Source organism: Streptomyces sp. B93, assembly GCF_018070565.1.
Taxonomy (GTDB): domain Bacteria; phylum Actinomycetota; class Actinomycetes; order Streptomycetales; family Streptomycetaceae; genus Streptomyces.
In genome coordinates this window covers 1-18,402 of the sequence record NZ_JAGPXL010000077.1, presented here as the reverse complement: position 1 = coordinate 18,402, position 18,402 = coordinate 1, and the positions used below count along the sequence as shown (strand labels likewise).

Genomic DNA, 18,402 nt, shown 5'->3' with positions numbered 1-18,402 from the left:
GCCCGTGGCGCACTCTGCCCACAGCAGCTTGCCGCCCTTGGAGGTGCCCAGGTTGTGCAGTACCGACGCGCCCCAGGTGTCCGCGCAGGACTGGAGGAGGGGGATGCCTCGTCCGTGCTCGGCGTCGGTGTTTGGGGGTGGTGCGGGGGTGCGGTCGTTCGAGAAGGCGGGTGGGATGTGGGGGTCCGTGTCCCAGACCGCTACTCGGAGGCGGCCGGGTTCCGTTGCGCGGACGCGGAGGGCGTAGGGGCCCCTGGTGTGGCAGTGGGAGTTGGAGAGGAGTTCCGCTGCGAGCAGCTCCGCCGTGGGGGTGAGTTCCGGCAACTCGTGGGCGGCGAGGATCAGTCTGAGGGTGGCGCGTGCGATGCCGGGTGCGCGGGGATCGTGGGGAAGGTGCAGGGTGTAGTTCCAGGACGGGGATACCGTTGCCATCGGAAGTCTCCGATCACCGAGGGGAGTTGGATGGGCGCCCGAGGATGACCATAGAGGCTGAGCAAATAGCATTTGCGGGCTCCAGGGATACTTCGCCCAGCTTCCCTCGTATGAGTGACGGGCCTTTGGAACGCACATCCAGGAGGGGTTCACGTGTCCGCAAGACCACCGCTGACGGCGCGCCGTCTCCGGCTCGCGGCAGAGTTGCGCAAGATGCGCGAGCGCGCGGGGATGACGGCGACCGAGGCCGCGCGGACGCTGGGCACCAGCCAAGGGCAACTCAGCAATGTGGAGTCGGGACGGTTCGGGGTGAGCCCCGAGCGCATCAGGGCTCTGGCTCGTATCTACTCCTGCCCCGACCAGGCGTTCATCGAGGCCCTGGTCACCATGGCGACCGACAGGACCCTCGGCTGGTGGGAGTCGTACCGCGAGGTGCTGCCCTCAGGTCTCCTCGACCTCGCCGAACTGGAGCACCACGCCATCGCCGTACGCACGGCGTACACCGCCCACATGCCCGGGCTGCTTCAGACCGCCGACCACGCCCGTGAGATCTTCCGCCACGTCATCCCCGCGCCCACGGCCCCCGAGGTCGAGCACCGGGTTTCGCACCGCGTGAAGCGACAGGGGATCCTCTACGGGGACGCTCCGACCGCGTACCGCACCACCGTGCACGAGGCCGCGCTGCGTATGCGGGTCGGCGGGCGGGACGTGTCGCGTGCCCAGTTGCAGCACCTGCTCGACATGAGCGAACGCGATCACATCACGATCCGGGTGATTCCGTACGACGTGGGCGCGTTCCCCGGCTCAGGCCAGTCGATCAACTACCTGTACGGATCCGTGCCCCAACTCGACACGGCTCAACTCGACCAGTTCCACGGCCCGGTGCTCCTGGATGCCGAGTCCCTTCTCGACAAGTACCGGAACCTCCTCGACATCGTGGAAGCCACCGCGCTCAGCCCGGAGAAGTCCCGGGATCTCATCCATTCCATCGCCCAGAACCTGTGAAGGAGCCGACATGACCCCGCACCGCTGGCGGAAGGCGTCCTACTGCCAGGAAGGCGACGCCTGCGTCCACATATCCCCCACCCCCACCACCATCCACATAACCGACCGCCCCCACCCACCCCACCCCGTCCTCACCACCACCCCCGCCGCCTTCACCGCCCTCCTCCACGCGCTCAAGGCGGGCCAGCTCACCCCCCGTTGACCCCGTCCGCCAGCTCCGTCACCACCGCCGCGTGGTCCGAGGGCCAGACGCCGTCCACCGGGCCGTCGCAGGCGCGGTGGACGGTGTGGACGTGGCCGAGGCCGTTCGGGCCGGGTGGGCCGACGTGGATGTAGTCGATGCGGACGCTGGGGCCGTGGGTGGCGGCGACATAGGGGTTGGCCATGTCCCACGTGGCGGAGGGGGCGGCCGGGTCGGCGTACTCCCAGGCGTCGAGGAAGACCTGGCCGGGGACGGCCGGTGCGGTGCGCGTGCCGCTGAAGGCGCGGACCTCGTCGGAGTCGGGCCAGGCGTTGAAGTCGCCGGTGACGACGGACGGGAAGGGGGTGTCACCGCGGTGCTCGGCGACGAAGGCGGCCAGTGCCCGTACCTGCCGTACGCGGACGGCCGAGGCGTGTACCGCCGACGTCAGGTGGACGGTGAAGAAGGGGATGTCGCCGCCAGGGGCCGCGAGCCGGGCGTACAGGGCGAGGCGGCCGTCGTCGAGGTCGTCGGGGGTGGGGAGCGGCAGGACCGCCTGTTCCGTCACCGGCCAGCGGCTCAGTACCGCGTTGCCCACGTCCACCGACGCGTCCCCGATCCGCCGCTGCCACCGCTCGGGCTTCCCGGACGCGGCCCAGGCCCAGTGCATGCCGAGTTCTCCGGCCAGCCACTCGGCGAGGTTCTCGCCGCCCGCGGACCACACCTCCTGGAGGCCGACCACATCGGGGCGCACCTCCCGCAGCGCCCCCAGGATGGCCTTCTGCCGCGCCTCCCACGGGCCGAACCGCCACCACAGATTCCAGGTCATCACCCGCACCGCAGCCACCTGCTTCCCTCAGCGTGCGCCGAGGACCATTGAAGCAACACCGGCCCCGGCATGACGCGTCAGACCAGACCGACAGGAGCCCCACCCCATGAGCCGTCTCGCCAACCTCCGGTTCCGTGCCGCCACCGCCTTCCAGCGCCGCGTCGCCAATCCGCTCACCCGCCGCCTGCCCGGTCACACCCTGCTGGAGACCACGGGCCGCGTCTCGGGGCTGCCGCGCCGTACGCCGGTGGGTGGGCGGCGGGTCGGGGAGTCGTTCTGGCTGGTGTCGGAGTTCGGCGGGCGGTCGCAGTACGTGCGCAACATCGAGGCGGACCCCCGGGTGCGGGTGCGCATCCACGGGCGGTGGCACAGCGGTACAGCCCACCTCCTCCCCGATGACGACCCGGTCGCCCGGATGCGGACCCTGCCGCGGTTCAACAGCGCGGCCGTACGGGCGTTCGGGACCGATCTGCTGACCGTACGGGTGGATCTGGACGCCTGAGGGCGGGCCCTCGCCCCCTCACCCCGGCCACACCAACGACTGCACCTCGCTGTACGCGTGCAGCGCCCACGACCCCACGTCCCGCCCGACCCCGCTCTGCTTGAAGCCGCCGAACGGGGCCTCCATGTTGCGGCCGACCGTGTTCACCCCGACCCCGCCCGCGCGCAGGGACCGCGCGACGCGGAAGGCGCGGGCGACGTCGCGCGACCAGACGTAGTCGATGAGGCCGTACTCGCTGTCGTTGGCCAGCCCCACGGCCTGCTCCTCTTCCTCGAAGGGGATGACCGTGACGACCGGGCCGAAGATCTCCTCCCTGGCCACCCGCATGTCGTTGGTGCAGTCGGCCAGGAGGGCGGGGGCGACGTAGAAGCCCCGGTCCAGGGGTGGGCGTTCGCCGCCCGTGACCAGCACCGCGCCCTCCTTGCGGCCTAGTTCGACGTACGACTCGACGCGGTCGCGGTGGGCGGCGGAGATCAGCGGGCCGACCACCGTGCCGGGCGCGGCCGGGTCGCCGACCGGCAGCGCGCGGGCGTACGCGGCCAGCCGGGAGACCAGCGCGTCGTACACGCCCCGCTGCGCCAGCACCCGCGTCGGCGCCGTGCAGATCTGGCCGCTGTAGAAGGAGAAGGTGGTGCCGATGCCGGACACCGCCGCGTCGAGGTCGGCGTCGTCGAAGACGATCGCGGCGCCCTTGCCGCCCAGCTCCATCAGCTGGCGTTTCATGTGCCGTCCGCACACCTCGGCGATACGGCGGCCGACGGCCGTGGAGCCGGTGAAGCTGACCATGTCGACGTAGGGGGAGTCCACGGCCGCCTCCCCGACCGCGACCGAGCGGCCGGAGACGACGTTCACCACGCCCGGCGGCAGCCCGGCCGCCTCCAGCGCCTCCGCCATCCGGTAGACGGACAGGGGGTCCTGCGGGGCGGGCTTCACCACCACCGTGTTGCCCATCGCCAGCGCCGGCGCGATCTTGCCTGCGGGGTTCGCCCACGGGTTGTTGTAGGAGGTGACGCAGGTGACGACGCCGACCGGCTGGCGGACGGCCAGTGCCCCCAGCACGCTCGCGGGGCCCATCGGACCGGCCGGGTTGATCTGCGGCGGGATCGCCGTCTCCGTCCCCTCCGCCTTCGCGTACCGGCGGAAGCGTGCCGCGGCCACGCCGACCTGCATCGCCCGTGCCGTCGCCGTCGTGGCGCCGCTCTCCGCACGGGCGAGGTCGGCGTACGGGACGAGCCGGTCCCGGATCAGCGTCGCCGTACGGGCGAGGATCGCCGCGCGTTCCTCGGGCGCCGTGCGCGACCAGGGCCCGAAGGCCTCGCGGGCGGCGGCGCAGGCGGCGTACACCTGCTCGGTGGAGGCCTCCGGGGCGTCCCCCACGGGGCGTTCGGTCGCCGGGTCGGTCACCTCGTAGTGGCCGCCGTCGGGGTCCACCCACTCCCCGCCGATGAGGAGGCGGGCGGGGACCGGGGTCACCGGGTGCTCACCGTGGCCGTGTCCCGGCCCGAGCGCAGCACCCGGCCCGGCACCTCCCCGGTCACGGTGTCGTCGCGGATCGCCTCGACCCCGTTGACCCAGACCGCCCGTATGCCGAGCGCCCTGGAGTCGAGGCGGGGGCTGTCGCCGGGGAGGTCGTGGACGAGGGTCGCCGGGGCGGCGTCGACGCGCTCGGGGTCGAGGAGGACGAGGTCGGCGTGCCAGCCCTCCCGGACCTGCCCGCGCTCGCGCAGCCCGAACAGCCGCGCCGGGTCGTCGGTGAGCATGCGCACGGCCTCCTCCAGGCCGACCAGTCTCCGGCCGCGCAGACAGTCCCCGAGGAAGCGTGTGGTGTACGGCGCCCCGCACATGCGGTCCAGGTGGGCGCCCGCGTCGGAGCCGCCGAGCAGGACGTCCTGGTGCCGCCAGGTCTCGGCGCGCAGCGACCAGGACGCCGGGTCGTTGTCGGTGGGCATCGGCCACAGCACCGTACGCAGGTCGTCGGCGGCGCAGATCTCCACCAGGGCGGCGAAGGGGTCCTGGCCGCGTTCCGCCGCGATGTCCCGGACGACGCGGCCGGTCAGCGAGGCGTTGGCGGCGCTGTAGGTGTCCCCGATGACATAGCGCCCGAAGTCCGCCAGCCGTCGGAACACCCCCGCCTCCTTGCTCGCCGCCCGGCGCAGCATCTCCGCCCGCACGTCGGGGTCGCGCAGCCGCGTGATCCGCTCGGGGACGGGCAGGCCCAGTACCTCGCCCCAGCCCGGGATCAGGTTCAGCGCGCAGAAGGTGCCCAGGGACATGTTCATCGGCGTGAGGATGGGCATGGTCAGCGCCACCACGCGCCCGCCCGCCTTCCGTGCCCGCTCGCTCGCCAGCAGCTGCCGGGGCACGCGCTCCGGGACGGCGGCGTCGACGGTGAGGACGTTCCAGTTCAGGGGCCGCCCGGCGGTCGCGCTCAGCTCGGCCAGCAGTTCGATCTCGGCGTCGCTGAACTGGTCCAGGCACCCCGCGACGATGGCCTCGATCTGCGTGCCCTCGTGTTCCCCGACCGCCCGTGCCAGCGCGAGCAGCTCGGCGGGCCGCGCGTGCCGGGACGCCACGGGCTGCCCGTCCCCGTCGGAGTGCGTACTGGACTGCGTGGTCGAGAACCCCCACGCCCCCGCGTCCATGGCCTCGTGCAGCAGCCGCACCATCCGCGCCAGCTGCTCCTCGCTCGGCTGCCCGCCGACCGCCTCGGCCCCCATCACGTACCGCCGCAGCGCGCAGTGCCCGACCATGAACCCCGCGTTGACGGCGATCCGCCCCTCCAGCGCGTCCAGGTACTCCCCGAACCCGTGCCAGCTCCACGGCGCCCCCTCCTCCAGCGCCACCAGCGACATGCCCTCCACCTTGGACATCATCCGGCGCGTGTAGTCGGCGTCGGCGGGCCGTTCGGGGTTCAGCGGCGCGAGCGTGAAGCCGCAGTTCCCCGCGGCGACCGTGGTCACGCCGTGGTTGAGGGAGGGGGTGGCGTAGGGGTCCCAGAAGAGTTGGGCGTCGTAGTGGGTGTGGGGGTCGACGAAGCCGGGGGTGAGGACGAGACCGGAAGCATCCTCGCGGGTGCGGGCGGGTGACGTGATCTTCCCGACGGCGGCGATACGCCCGTCCCGAAGGCCGACATCGGCGGTGTAGGCGGGACTGCCGGTGCCGTCGACGACGGTGGCGCCCTGGATGATGTGATCGAGCATGAGGTGCACCTCCTGGCTAGCGGCGCGATGACTTACCCAGGGGCGCGGGGAACTGCGCGAGCGACCCCACACAACCCGCACCCGCCGACGGCGCTCACGCCCCCTGACGGAACCGCGTCGTCCGATGCACAGGATCCGTATCGATCTTCGGAATCACGTGCTCCCCGATCAGCCGGATCGTCCGCAACGTCTCCTCCTTCGGCACCCCCACCGGCAGCCCGAAGCTGATCTGGTCCGCCCCGGCCTGCTCCCACCGCTCGCACTGCCGCAGCACCTCGTCCGGGTCGCCGCAGATCAGCAGCTCCTCCTCGATGAGCAGCTCCACGAACTCGGCGGTGTACTCGGGCAGCGTCTCCGGCCACACGGGGAAGCCCTCGGGCCGCGGGAAGGTGTCGTGGTAGCGGAAGACAAGCGAGGGCAGGTAGTGCAACTGCCCGCGCACCGCGGTCTCGATCGCCTCCGCGTGGGTGGGCGCGCAGATCGCGGTCGTCGTCACCATCACGTTGTCGTTGACGAAGTCCCCGACCGGCTCGGCGTCCACGACGGCCGTCTTGTACTGCTCCATCACCCATTCCATGTCGGACACCTTCTGCACGCTGAAGCCCAGCACCCCGAGCCCTTTGCGCGCCGCCATGGCGTACGAAGGCGGCGACCCGGCGGCGTACCACATCGCGGGGTGGGACCTGCCGTACGGCTTGGGCAGCACCTTCCTGGGCGGCAGCGACCAGTGCTTGCCCTGGAAGCCCTCGTACTCGTCCTGGAGCCACATCTTGGGGAACTCGGCGATGGTCTCCTCCCAGATCTCCTTGGTGTGGTTCATGTCGGTGATGCCGGGGAGGAACCCGAGGATCTCGTGGCTGCCGGCGCCGCGTCCGCTGCCGAACTCGAAGCGGTTGCCGGTGAGGTGGTCGAGCATGGCGACCTTCTCGGCGACCTTGACGGGGTGGTTGACCTGGGCGAGGGGGTTGAAGATGCCCGAGCCGAGGTGGATGCGTTCGGTGGCGTGGGCCAGGTAGCCGAGGAAGACGTCGTTCGCGGAGAGGTGTGAGTACTCCTCCAGGAAGTGGTGCTCCGACGCCCAGGCGTACTTGAAGCCGGACCGGTCCGCCTGGATGACGTACTCGGTCTCCTCCATCAGTGCCTTGTGCTCGGCGAGTGGGTCGGTCTCGGCACGCCTGCCCACGTATCCCTGTACGAAGAGCCCGAATTCCACGGAGGTTCACCGTCCCCGGTCGGCCGACTGTTTACTGACGGTTCGTCAGATCGCTGACTGTGGCACCGCCCGCGTGAGCCGTCAATAGCTGACGACCCGTCAGGTCATGAGCGGCCTCAGACCACCGACACCCCCGCGAGCCACCCCCCGTCGATCACGAACGGCTGTCCGGTGATGTACGACGAGTCGTCCGAGGTCAGGAACAGCGCCAGCCGCGCCACCTCCTCCGGCCGCCCGATCCGCCCCAGCGGCACGAGCTTGCGGTAGAGACCGTCGACCGCCCTGGCCGTCTCCTCGGTGTCCGCCGCCGGATCCAGCCGGGCCGGGTTGGACATCGCCGTGTCGATCGCGCCCGGACAGACGGCGTTGACCCGTATCCCGCGCGGCGCCAGCTCCAGCGCGGCCACCCGGGTCAGCCCCAGCACGGCGTGCTTGCTCGCCGCGTACGCGCCCACGGCCGCCATCCCGGTCAGCCCGGTGTAGGAGGCGGTGTTCACGATCGTGCCGCCGTCGGCCAGCTCCGGCGCGACCACCTTGATCCCGAGGAAGCACCCGGCCTGGTTGACCCGCACCACCTGCATGAACTCCTCCAGCGGGGTGTCCGTGAGGGAGTTGAAGCGCAAAATCCCGGCGTTGTTGACCAGCCCGTCCAGGTGCCCGTACGCCTCCCGCGTCCGCCGTACCACCGCCCGCCAGTCGTCCTCCTGCGCCACGTCCAGGTGCACGTACACGGCCCCGATCTCCTTCGCGAGGGCCTCCCCCAGGTCGTCCAGCACATCCGTGACGACGACCCGGGCGCCCTCCGCCCGGAACAGCCGGGCCTCCTGCTCGCCCTGCCCGCGCGCCGCGCCGGTGACGATGACGACACGTCCGTCGAGCTTGCCCATGCGGCCTCCTCAAAGACGGGACACAGCACCGGGCACCATAACTGACGGTACGTCAGATATGGAGGGCCAGGTCGCACCGCGTCGTGACGGGCTGCGGGAAGTTACGCTGTTGCTGACTGGCGCTGGTGGCTGCCAGGGCCCCCGGCGTGGCATTTACGTGAGAGGAATCACGTATGGCCCACTTCCCGCAGCAACCCCCTTCGCCCCCCTCGTCAGGAAAAAGGGGCCAGAAGACTACCGCCCGGCCTGGCCGGACGCCTCCCCCTCCTCCCCCTCCGCCCCCTCCGCCCCCTCCGCCCCCGCGATCGGATAGCTGACGAAGAGCGTCACGATCCGGCTCGCCGACACACATCCCGCGCTCCACGGCAGGGGATGCGCCTCCGTTTCGCCGGGCGCCCGGTACTTCAACGGCTGCATCAGCACCAGGTCCCGGTCCGGGGCGTCCTCGGCGCTCACGTTGAAGGAGGCGAGCCTGCCCTCCAGATAGGCGCCGTCCTCCAGCAGACACCCCACCGTGACGGTCTCGCCGGGATACCAGCCGTCGAACAGGACCCACCAGGCGGACATCTGAGAAGGGTGCGCGTGGGCCGCCGCCCGCACGGACGCGGCGGCGGCCAGCCCGCAGGCGAACGCGAGCAGCCCCGCCCCCCACCATCCCAGTGACACGTAGTGCTGCCGCGCGTACTCACCGCCCTCGCGGACGAGGCGGCCCACATCCGGCGTGAGCCCGGGAAGCAGCCACCTCAAGACCGCGAACAACACAAGCGTCACGAACTCGGTCACCAGGCTGCAGAAGACGACCGCGCCGCTCTCCCGGAACGCCGTGGGACGGCGTTCGCTGCTCCGCCGGTCGCGCAGCGCGACATATGTCAATCCGGGCAGTAGCAGCACGATCAACAGCAACAGGCCGCGGCCGTCGGTGGGCATGAGGACCTCTCGTTCCCGCGATGAGGAACGGTCAGCCCGTGGTCCGCACCGGCCTCAGGTCGTTGAAGCGGATGTCGTCCTCGATCTCGGGCAGCGGTCGCGGCTTGCCGCCCTCCACGATGAAGTAGCCCTTGCTGGGCAGGCCCATCGCCCAGGCGAACAGGTTGTCCAGTGTCCGCTGGGTGTCCTCCCAGGCGTGTCCGGCGTGCTGTGCCGCCCTGGTGGCGTTGCCGGTGGCGGAGAAGAGGTGCTTGAGTTGCTCCGTGCTGTGGTACGAGTACCCCGTCGTCAACTGTCCTGCGCGCCGGATCGGCGTCTGACTGGCGGTGACTCTCACGCGTGCCTCCTTCGCGGTGGCGCCGAGCAGCAGGCCGTGGAAGAGAGACCTGCCGAACTCCTCGACGGCATGCGCCGCGTTCGATGCGAGTCCAGGGCTGTACATGAGTTCCACCAGCCCGTTTTTCTGAACGGCACTGAAATGCCGGACGATCGGGTTCTTCCGGGCAAGCAGCTGGGCGAAGTGCTGGTGCTGGTGTATCTGGAACTGTACGTCCTGGATGACCAGTGCGATGTCCTCCCCCGTCCTGAGTCTGACGTCCACTTCGAACTGGTCGTGCGCCGTAACCAGGCCAGGTCGTCCGGCATTCATGGAATCCCTCCCGCGCTCAGTCGGCCTGCAATAGCTCAGAATGGCAAGGTATGCAGTCGTTGTTGACGGACTTGATGGCCACGTCGTACACGCCACCTCGCGCATAAGCCAGGGAGACAAGCCACGCCTGTGACTCGTCGTGATAGGAGATCGAGTCGAAGCTCAGCTGGTCCTTGGGTACGCGGTGCCTGCGGACGACGTACAGGATCGCGAGGTCCACAAGATCCTTTTGGGTCGGAGGGTCATTTGGAGTTTTTCCATCCGCACCGGCGGGCGGGTGCGGGCGGTCGTCGGATGTGGCGGTACGGCCACGCTGCATACGCCGCAGGAATTTCTGAGCGCGCACACCCGTTGCCAGCAGGGCCGCCAGTCCACCTGTCAGCGCGATATCGTCCACCACGTCGTGCCCGCCACCGTGTCGGCTGTCGTCCCCTGTTGCGTCAGAGGCGTCCGCGCCGGCAGAGGAACTACTGACCAGAGCGAGCACTTCGGGATCGGCCTGACTCAGCAAGTGCTGCAAACGCTCACTACGTTCCATCGCCACTCACGATCTCTCCGCGGCCAGTGGATAGTGGATGCCCATGCATTGTTTCTCCCAACCATGCAGAACCGCCGGTTCATTCCCTGTAAGGACGCAGTCGATGAACGATGACAACATTCGGAATGAGCTGATCCGAATACGCCGGGCGCAGGCTGAAGCAGAACAACGGGCTCAGGCGTACAGGAGCCGGGAAACCGAGCAACGCGGGTACGCCTCGCAAGCCCGTAAGCGGGCCGAGGCATCGGGCAGGATGGCGGATCTCCCGTCGGCCGCGACACACCACACGCGCCAGGCGGACGCGGCAGCCGAAAACGCCGAGGCGTGGGAGCGCACGGCCGCCGAGCGGCGCATGGAGGCAGCGCGGATGGAGGAACGGCTCGCCGCGCACGGGCAGCCCGGACCTTCCCGCGGTGAGCGCCGGGGCCCGGGGGGAGGCGGCCGGGTGCCCGCCCCGGCGTCGGAGAAGCTGCGAGTGCTGTGGCTCGGGGCGGGGCCCGAGGGTGATCTCCGGGGCCCCCGGGAGCAGGACCGGATCAGGGAGGCCGTGCACGCCGCCACTCACAGGGACAGGGTGGTGGTGGACGCCCACCCCGCCGCGACGGCCGCGCACCTGCTGACCCAACTGCCGCGATTCCGGCCGCACGTGGTCCACTTCTCCGGCCACGGCAACGAGGACGAACTCTTCTTCGAGGAGAACAAGGACGTCCGGCACTACGGCGTCCCAGTCAAGGCCCAGACGTTCACCGACGTGCTGGCCGCCGTGGACGAGCCGCCGCAGCTAGTGCTGCTGCTTGCCTGCGATTCGGCGGCGCAGGCGGAGAAGCTGACCGGAACGGTTCCGTTCGCCATCGGTATGACCGGCGAGATCGACGACGAGACCGCGATCAACTACGCGGCCCGTTTCTACGCGACTCTCTGCGAGGGACAGTCACTTCGTGCTGCCCACAACCTCGCGAAGGTCGCGTTGCGACATGCGGAGTTCCCCGACCATGACGCTCCCGTGATGTTCCACGCCCCACATGCCGATCCGGCCCGTGCCGTCCTCGTCAGCCCGCCGAATGCCCATGAGTAGACCCTGGGAGAGGAACGGGGCATGCCCTGGCTTCCGAACGGGCCCGGCCCTCCCTCTCACAGCAGCGGCGCCACCTCGGCGCCGAACGCCTCGATCTGGTCCGTCAGTTCGTCGCGGGTCCGGCTGCGCAGCCGGACCTGGATCTGGTGCACGCCCATCGCCCGGTACGCCCGCAGGGACTCGGCGAGGGCGTCCGGGGGGCCGGTGAGGGTGCGGCGGCCGACGTCCCAGGCCGGGGCGCCGACGTAGAGCGGTTCGGTGAGGGCGCCCACGGTCAGCGGGTCCGGGACGCCCGCCTCCTCCCGTAGCCGGGTGAGGCGGGCGATCTGGTCCGGCAGCCGGTCGCGGGGGTCGCCCTGGGGCAGCCAGCCGTCGCCCTTGAGCGCGGCGCGGCGCACGGCCGCGGGCGAGGAGCCGCCGACCCAGAGGGGGACGCGCGGCTGGGCGGGGCGGGGCAGCTGGCCGAGCCCTTCGAAGTCGTACAGCTCGCCGTGGTGCTCGGGGAACTCCTGCGGGCCGAGCGCGGCCCGCAGCGCGTCGAGCGTCTCGTCGAGGACGGCGCCGCGCCGCCGGAAGTCCACGCCGAGCGCCTCGAACTCCTCCCGCACGTGCCCGGCGCCCACCCCCAGGATCAGCCGCCCGCCGGAGAGGTGGTCGAGGGTGGCGTACTGCTTGGCGGTGAGGAGGGGGTGGCGCAGGCCGACGACGGCCACGTGGCTGAGCAGGCGGACGCGTTCGGTGACGGCGGCCAGGTGGGCGAGGGTGGCGACGGGGTCGTACCAGACCGTGCTCATCGCCGGGGCGAGGCGGCGCGGTACGGCGACGTGGTCGCAGCTCGCGACGTACCCGAACCCGGCGCGGTCGGCGGCGCGGGCGACCGCGACCAGGTCGGCCGGGCCGGCGGCGGCCTCCCAGGGCTCGGCGAACAGGGCGCTCTGGGCCTGGACGGGCAGCTGGATGCCGTATTCCAGGCTCGATTCCAGGCTCATGGCGACCAGAGACCTTCCGGGGTGAGCTGGAGCAGTTCGATGGCGTTGCCGCGCACGATCCGCTCGACGACCGCCGGGTCCAGGTGCCCCATCTGCGCCTCGCCGACCTGCCGGGACTCCGGCCAGGTGGAGTCGGAGTGGGGGTAGTCGGTCTCGTAGAGGACGTTGCCGACGCCGATCGCGTCCAGGTTGCGCAGGCCGAAGGCGTCGTCGAAGAAGCAGCCGTGGACGTGCTCGGCGAACAGTTCGGAGGGCGGCCGGTGCACCTTGTCGGCGACCCCGCCCCAGCCCCGGTTCTCCTCCCAGACGACGTCCGCGCGCTCCAGGATGTAGGGGATCCACCCGATCTGCCCCTCGGCGTACATCACCCTCAGCTCTGGGAACCGTTCGAACTTGCCGCTCATCAGCCAGTCGACCATCGAGAAGCAGCAGTTGGCGAAGGTGATCGTCGACCCGACGGCGGGCGGCGCGTCGGCGGACGTGGACGGCATACGGCTGCTGGAGCCGATGTGCATCGCGATGACGGTGCCGGTCTCGGCGCACGCGGCGAGGAACGGGTCCCAGTCGTCGGTGTGGACGGAGGGGAGCCCGAGGTGCGGGGGTATCTCGGAGAAGGCGACGGCGCGGACACCACGGGCGGCGTTGCGGCGGACCTCGGCCGCGGCGAGTTCCGCGTCCCAGAGGGGGATCAGGGTGAGCGGGATCAGACGGCCCCGGGCGTCCGGGCCGCACCACTCCTCCACCATCCAGTCGTTGTAGGCGCGCACGCACAGGAGGGCGAGGTCGTGGTCGGCCGCCTCGGTGAAGGTCTGGCCGCAGAAGCGCGGGAAGGTGGGGAAGCAGACGGCGGACTGGACGTGGTTGGCGTCCATGTCGGCGAGGCGGGCGGGGGCGTCGTAGGAGCCGGGGCGCATCTGCTCGTAGGTGATGATCTCCAGCCTGACCTCGTCCCGGCTGTAGCCGACGGCGGTGTCGAGGCGGGTGAGGGGGCGGTGCAGGTCCTCGTAGACCCACCAGTCGCCGAGGGGGCCGTCGCTGTCGCCCGGAGTGCCCATGACGGGCTTGAAACGGCCGCCGAGGAAGGTCATCTCCTTCAGCGGGGCGCGGACGGTGCGGGGCCCGGTGTCCAGGTACTTCTTCGGGAGCCGGTCCTGCCAGACGCCCGGGGGCTCCACGGTGTGGTCGTCGACGGAGATGATCAGCGGGAAGGGGGTCTCCATGGGGGTGTCCATGGAGAGGCACGGTAGCGCCGATCTGACGATGCGTCAGGTCTCGATGCGGGGACGGACGCCGCGAAGGAGGCGTGAGAACCCTGTGAACCCCCGTACGCCGCCTGTGATCGCCGTCTCCTGCGGCTGACGGGATCGCCATGAACAAGGCAAACTGACGTCGTTGTTCAGGATGTCTAGGGGGACGGCATGGACGGAGTACCGCGGGTACCGGAGGCACCGGACGTACCGGACGCACCCGAAGCACCGCGCGTACCGGAACAGCGGCGGCGCCCGGACTCCCCGCCGCTGCACTTCGGCGTGCTGGGACCGGTACGCGCCCGCCGCGGCGACGAACCGCTCGCCACCGGCTCCCCCCAGCAACGCGCCCTGCTCGCCGCCCTCCTGCTGCGCGAGGGCCGCACCGCGACCGCCGCCGAGCTGATCGACGCGATGTGGGGCGAGGAACCTCCGTCGCAGGCGCTCGCGGCGGTACGCACCTACGCCTCCCGGCTGCGCAAGACACTCGGCCCCGGCGTGCTCGTCACCGAGTCCGGCGGCTACGCCGTGCGCGGGCTCGGCGCCGGGTCGCTCGACCTCACCGAGGCCCAGGACCTCGCCGCCGAGGCGGAGAAGGCCCGCGGCGCCGGGGACCTGTGCCACGCCCGCGACCTGCTCGGCCGCGCCCTCGCCCGGTGGGACGGCGAGACCCTGGCCGGAGTACCGGGCCCCTACGCCCAGACGCAACGGGTCCGCCTGGAGGAATGGCGGCTGCAACTCCTCGAGACCCGCCTCGACATGGACCTCGAACAGGGCTGCCACGCGGAGGCGGTCTCCGAACTGACCGCCCTCACCGCCGCCCACCCCCTGCGGGAACGGCTCCGTGAACTGCTGATGCTCGCCCTGTACCGCAGCGGACGCCAGGCGGAGGCCCTCGCGGTCTACGCCGACACCCGCCGCCTGCTGGCGGAGGAACTCGGCGTCGACCCGCGCCCCGGCCTGCGCGACCTCCAGCAGCGCATCCTCCAGGCCGACCCCGGCCTCGCCGAACCCCCCGCCCCCGAGGCCGAACCGCCCGCCACGCCCGTCCGCCCGGCGCAGCTGCCCGCCTCCGTCCCCGACTTCACCGGCCGCGCGTCCTTCGTCGCCGAACTCAGCGACATCCTCGCCTCGGCCGAGGGCGGGGTCATGGCGGTGTCCGCGGTGGCGGGCATCGGTGGCGTCGGCAAGACGACCCTCGCCGTGCACGTGGCACACGGTGCACGGCCGGCCTTCCCCGACGGGCAGCTCTACGTCGACCTCCAGGGCGCCGGACCCAGGGCCGCGGAACCGGTGACGGTCCTCGGCGCCTTCCTCCGCGCCCTCGGCACTGCGGACTCCGCGATCCCCGACTCCCTCGAGGAACGCGCGGCCCTGTACCGGTCGGTGCTCTCCGGCCGCCGGGTACTGGTGTTGCTGGACAACGCCCGCGACGCCGCCCAGATACGGCCCCTGCTCCCCGGCACGGAGGGCTGCGCCGCGCTGGTGACCTCCCGGGTCCGGATGGTCGACCTGGCCGGGGCGCACCTCGTCGACCTGGACGTGATGTCGCCGGACGAGGCACTGGCGCTCTTCACGAAGATCGTCGGGGAGGAGCGGGTGGCGTCCGAGCGCAAGGCGGCCCTCGACGTGGTCGCGGCCTGCGGCTTCCTGCCCCTCGCCATCCGCATCGCCGCCTCCCGCCTCGCGACCCGCCGCACCTGGACGGTCTCCGTCCTGGCCGCCAAGCTCGCGGACGAACGCCGCCGCCTCGACGAACTCCAGGCGGGCGACCTGGCCGTGAAGGCCACCTTCGAACTCGGCTACGGCGCCCTCGACGCCGCCCAGTCCCGCGCCTTCCGCCTCCTCGGCCTGGCCGACGGCCCGGACATCTCCCTGTCGGCGGCAGCGGCGGTCCTGGACATGCCCGCCGACGACACGGAAGACCTCCTCGAATCCCTCGTCGACACCTCCCTCCTCGAATCCGCCGCCCCCGGCCGCTACCGCTTCCACGACCTCGTCCGCCTCTACGCCCGCGCCTGCGCCGAACGCGACGAGCAGCCCCCGGCCGAACGGGACGCGGCCATGTCGAGACTCCTCGACTTCTACCTGGCCACCGCGGCCCGGGTGTACGCGACCGAACGGCCCGGGGACCGACTGGTGGACCACCTGGCGGCGACCGCTCACCCCGGCCTGGAGTTCGCCGACCGCCACGCGGCCCAGGACTGGCTGTACGCCGAGGCCAACTGCCTCCTGGCCTGCGTCCACCAAGCCCTCGGTGACGGGAGGCTGCGCAAGGCCGTCGACCTCCTCTGGGCCGCCAAGGACCTCGCGGAGTCCGGCACGAACTCCCGTGACTACGGCACCAACGCCGCCCTGGCCCGCGACGCCGCCACCGCCGCGGGCGACACCCGTGCCGAAGCACGAGCCCGAACCACGCTCACGGAGGCACACCTGGCCGCCGGGCGCTTCGACCAGGCCGCCGAGGAGGCCGAGAAGGCCACCGCGCTCATCCACGACCTCCACGACCCCGCCCTCGACTGCTGGGTGCCGAATCACCGGGGCGTCATCGCCGTCTACCGCAACCGGCACAGCGAAGGCGCGGCGTACCTGCAAGAGGCCATCACCAACTTCCGCGCCGACCAGAACCTCGCCGGAGAGGCGAGCGCCCTGTGCAATCTCTCCCGCTCACACCTGGCCATGGGCCGGACCGACAGCGCCGTGACCCTGGCGCGGCAGGGCATCGGCATCTACGACCGTCTCGGCCACACCCTGCGCGGCGCCAACGGCCGGTACGCCCTCGGACTGGCTCTCGCCCAAGCCGGTGACCTCGACCAGGCGGCGGACCGGTTGGCGGAGGCGCTCGAGGTGTTCCGGGACAGCCGGCAGCGGCTCTGGGAGGGCATGGCCATCTTCCGCATCGCCGAAGTGCGCCTCGCGGCGGGGAACCCCGCATCGGCCGCTGCCCTGGCCGAGCAGTCGCTCGCCGTACTGCGCGGCATCGGCGGCGAATGGCGCCGCGGGAACGTACTGACCGTGCTGGGCCGTGCCCTCGACGGGATCGGGCAGAGCGGGCGCGCCCAGGCGTGCTGGCGCGAGGCGCTGTCCATCTACGAAGAACTCGGGTCGCCGGAAACGGCGGAGGTGCGCGCCCTGCTCGTCCCCGTCGCGGCAGCCTAGGCGGGCGGTACGGGCGTTCATCATTCGTTTATCGCGCTCCGCCACTCTGAGTCCGTCGATCCGTCGCGTCGGGGGGCAGACGGGTCGTCGTCGGGGCCGTCCACATATGGTGAACGGCCCGCACGGTCGCCCGGCGGGACTCGGGGGAGTCGCCGGGCGACCCTCGCCACCAGCGTCACAGGAGTTGAACACCATGGCCGAAGAGAAGAAGAACGACGGCACCATCAAGCCGCTCGACACCCACATCACCAGCGCGGACGCCGGGGAGGTCAAGCCTCTCGACACCCACATCACCGACGTCGACACGGGTGAGGCCAAGCCCCTCGACACCCACATCACCGACGAGCAGCCCTAACCGGACGTCGTCCACGGGGGATCGGCCGCGGCGGCGCGGAGGGGAGCCGCCGCGGCCGCTCTGACGGGACCGGCCTCCTCAACGGCCGGCTCCCGGGACTTATCCACAGGCTGAGCGGACCACCGTAGACCTCAGGCAACCTGAGCCCGTGGAAAAGGGAAAGCGGGGAAAACGGACCGACGCGGCCGAGCTGCCGGGGCTGGCAGAGCTGGTCAAACTGCCCGAGCCGGCCGAGCTGCCCGAGCTGGCCGAGCTGGCCGAGCTGGCCGAGCTGGCCGAGCTGGCCGAGGGCAGGGTGCTGCTCGTCTCCCGCGCCCTGCAAGCCGGTTGGCCCCGAAGCACGCTCACCCGCACCCTCCATAGCGAGGGCTGGACACGCCTCCGCAACGGCGCCTGGGCAGAACCGGGCCACGTCCCGGACCTCGTCACCCGCCTCCGCGCCGAGCAACTCCTCGAACCGCGCCTCGTCGTGAGCCACCGCTCGGCCGCGAGACTCTGGCTCATCGAAACACCCACCCCACCCTCAGCCACCCCCCTCGACTTCATCGACCCCCGCCTCGGCTACCGCCCCAAGGCCAAGGGCGTACGAGTCCACCGCACGCCTCTCCTCCCCGACGCCGTGACCGAGCGCCGGGGCCTCCGCGTGACCACCCCGGTCCGCACCCTCACCGACCTCCTACGGGCAGGCCCACGCGACGACGCCCTCATCGCCGTCGACTCGGCACTCTCCCGACGCACGGTGGGCGGAGTCCGACGCGGCCCCCTCACCACCCCGGCGGCGCTGACCACCGCCCTCGACGGCAATGACCGAGGCTCAGTTCGCGCACGCGCGTGGCTGCCCCTGGCCTCCCCGCGCTCAGGCTCCCCGGCGGAGACCGTCGCCCGCCTCCGCATGCACGAAGCCGACCTGCACCCAGAACCCCAGGCCGAACTCCACACCCTCGACGGGCGCCGCCGCTTCCTGGACTTCCTCTTCCGCCCCGAGGGCCTCGGCATCGAGATCGAGGGCTACGCCTACCACGGCACCCGCACCGCCCACCGCCAGGACATCGCCCGCTTCAACCAGATCCAACAGTGCCCCGAGGTGCACCGCCTCCTCCGCTTCACCGCCGAGGAGGTCTTTCACCGCCCTCAGCAGATAATCGCCCAGATCCACACGGCCCTGCGCCCCTCACCATCGTCCAGCGACCGCCCCCTGACGGCCTACTGAGCTG

General features: G+C 71.4%; 18 protein-coding genes. 7 read left to right on the top strand and 11 right to left on the bottom strand.

Annotation, left to right across the window (positions count from 1 at the left end):
* The coding region (locus tag KBY47_RS34900) for an ATP-binding protein (protein WP_210928450.1) at window positions 1-432 on the bottom strand (432 nt) is incomplete at its 3' end.
* A 153-nt stretch (window positions 433-585) separates the two neighbouring features.
* Between KBY47_RS34900 and KBY47_RS34895 the strand changes: the two genes are divergently transcribed.
* Window positions 586-1,437, top strand: coding sequence for a helix-turn-helix transcriptional regulator (locus KBY47_RS34895; protein ID WP_210928447.1), 852 nt, complete (start codon window positions 586-588; stop codon window positions 1,435-1,437).
* A gap of 10 nt (window positions 1,438-1,447) precedes the next feature.
* The gene (locus tag KBY47_RS34890) at window positions 1,448-1,639 is read left to right on the top strand and encodes a DUF397 domain-containing protein (protein WP_210928445.1); all 192 of its coding nucleotides are present in this window, start codon (window positions 1,448-1,450) and stop codon (window positions 1,637-1,639) included.
* On the opposite strand, the gene KBY47_RS34885 is transcribed toward KBY47_RS34890, so the two are convergent.
* Window positions 1,626-2,447 carry an endonuclease/exonuclease/phosphatase family protein gene (locus KBY47_RS34885; protein WP_210928443.1) on the bottom strand — a complete coding sequence of 274 codons (822 nt, stop codon included), beginning with the start codon at window positions 2,445-2,447 and terminating at the stop codon, window positions 1,626-1,628. The genes KBY47_RS34890 and KBY47_RS34885 overlap by 14 nt on opposite strands.
* A 106-nt stretch (window positions 2,448-2,553) precedes the next feature.
* On the opposite strand from KBY47_RS34885, the gene KBY47_RS34880 reads away from it, so the two are divergent.
* Window positions 2,554-2,949, top strand: a complete 396-nt coding sequence (locus KBY47_RS34880; RefSeq protein WP_210928442.1) for a nitroreductase family deazaflavin-dependent oxidoreductase — start codon at window positions 2,554-2,556, stop codon at window positions 2,947-2,949.
* An 18-nt stretch (window positions 2,950-2,967) separates the two neighbouring features.
* Here KBY47_RS34880 and KBY47_RS34875 read toward each other — a convergent pair whose 3' ends face one another.
* From KBY47_RS34875 to KBY47_RS34845, 7 genes are all read right to left on the bottom strand, one after another.
* Window positions 2,968-4,422, bottom strand: a complete 1,455-nt coding sequence (locus KBY47_RS34875) for an aldehyde dehydrogenase family protein (protein ID WP_210928440.1) — start codon at window positions 4,420-4,422, stop codon at window positions 2,968-2,970.
* Window positions 4,419-6,158: a D-aminoacylase gene (locus KBY47_RS34870; protein WP_308405398.1), complete on the bottom strand. Its 1,740-nt coding sequence runs from the start codon at window positions 6,156-6,158 to the stop codon at window positions 4,419-4,421. The genes KBY47_RS34875 and KBY47_RS34870 overlap by 4 nt, the downstream gene beginning before the upstream one ends.
* A gap of 85 nt (window positions 6,159-6,243) precedes the next feature.
* Window positions 6,244-7,362 (bottom strand): LLM class flavin-dependent oxidoreductase, encoded by a 1,119-nt coding sequence (locus tag KBY47_RS34865; RefSeq protein WP_210928436.1) that lies wholly within the window; start codon window positions 7,360-7,362, stop codon window positions 6,244-6,246.
* Window positions 7,363-7,478: 116 nt separating this feature from the next.
* Window positions 7,479-8,249, bottom strand: coding sequence for an SDR family NAD(P)-dependent oxidoreductase (locus KBY47_RS34860; RefSeq protein WP_210928434.1), 771 nt, complete (start codon window positions 8,247-8,249; stop codon window positions 7,479-7,481).
* Window positions 8,250-8,483: 234 nt separating this feature from the next.
* Complete coding sequence (locus KBY47_RS34855; RefSeq protein ID WP_210928432.1) at window positions 8,484-9,176, bottom strand: DUF6338 family protein; 693 nt, start codon at window positions 9,174-9,176, stop codon at window positions 8,484-8,486.
* Window positions 9,177-9,207: 31 nt separating this feature from the next.
* On the bottom strand, window positions 9,208-9,825 hold the full coding sequence (locus KBY47_RS34850) for a hypothetical protein (RefSeq protein ID WP_210928430.1): 618 nt from the start codon (window positions 9,823-9,825) through the stop codon (window positions 9,208-9,210).
* Between the two features lie 16 nt (window positions 9,826-9,841).
* The gene (locus KBY47_RS34845) at window positions 9,842-10,363 is read right to left on the bottom strand and encodes a hypothetical protein (RefSeq protein ID WP_210928428.1); all 522 of its coding nucleotides are present in this window, start codon (window positions 10,361-10,363) and stop codon (window positions 9,842-9,844) included.
* Between the two features lie 103 nt (window positions 10,364-10,466).
* On the opposite strand from KBY47_RS34845, the gene KBY47_RS34840 reads away from it, so the two are divergent.
* A complete protein-coding gene (locus KBY47_RS34840; protein ID WP_210928426.1) occupies window positions 10,467-11,438 on the top strand; it encodes a CHAT domain-containing protein in 972 nt (323 codons plus the stop codon).
* 56 nt (window positions 11,439-11,494) lie between these two features.
* On the opposite strand, the gene KBY47_RS34835 is transcribed toward KBY47_RS34840, so the two are convergent.
* Window positions 11,495-12,427: an LLM class F420-dependent oxidoreductase gene (locus KBY47_RS34835; protein ID WP_210928424.1), complete on the bottom strand. Its 933-nt coding sequence runs from the start codon at window positions 12,425-12,427 to the stop codon at window positions 11,495-11,497.
* Complete coding sequence (locus tag KBY47_RS34830) at window positions 12,424-13,659, bottom strand: amidohydrolase family protein (protein ID WP_210928422.1); 1,236 nt, start codon at window positions 13,657-13,659, stop codon at window positions 12,424-12,426. Before KBY47_RS34830 ends, KBY47_RS34835 begins: the two co-directional genes overlap by 4 nt.
* A 186-nt stretch (window positions 13,660-13,845) precedes the next feature.
* On the opposite strand from KBY47_RS34830, the gene KBY47_RS34825 reads away from it, so the two are divergent.
* From KBY47_RS34825 to KBY47_RS34815, 3 genes are all read left to right on the top strand, one after another.
* Window positions 13,846-16,833, top strand: coding sequence for an AfsR/SARP family transcriptional regulator (locus tag KBY47_RS34825; RefSeq protein ID WP_210928420.1), 2,988 nt, complete (start codon window positions 13,846-13,848; stop codon window positions 16,831-16,833).
* Window positions 16,834-17,026: 193 nt separating this feature from the next.
* Window positions 17,027-17,188 (top strand): hypothetical protein, encoded by a 162-nt coding sequence (locus KBY47_RS34820; protein WP_210928419.1) that lies wholly within the window; start codon window positions 17,027-17,029, stop codon window positions 17,186-17,188.
* Between the two features lie 148 nt (window positions 17,189-17,336).
* Window positions 17,337-18,398, top strand: a complete 1,062-nt coding sequence (locus tag KBY47_RS34815; RefSeq protein WP_308405397.1) for a hypothetical protein — start codon at window positions 17,337-17,339, stop codon at window positions 18,396-18,398.
* Window positions 18,399-18,402 lie beyond the last annotated feature (4 nt).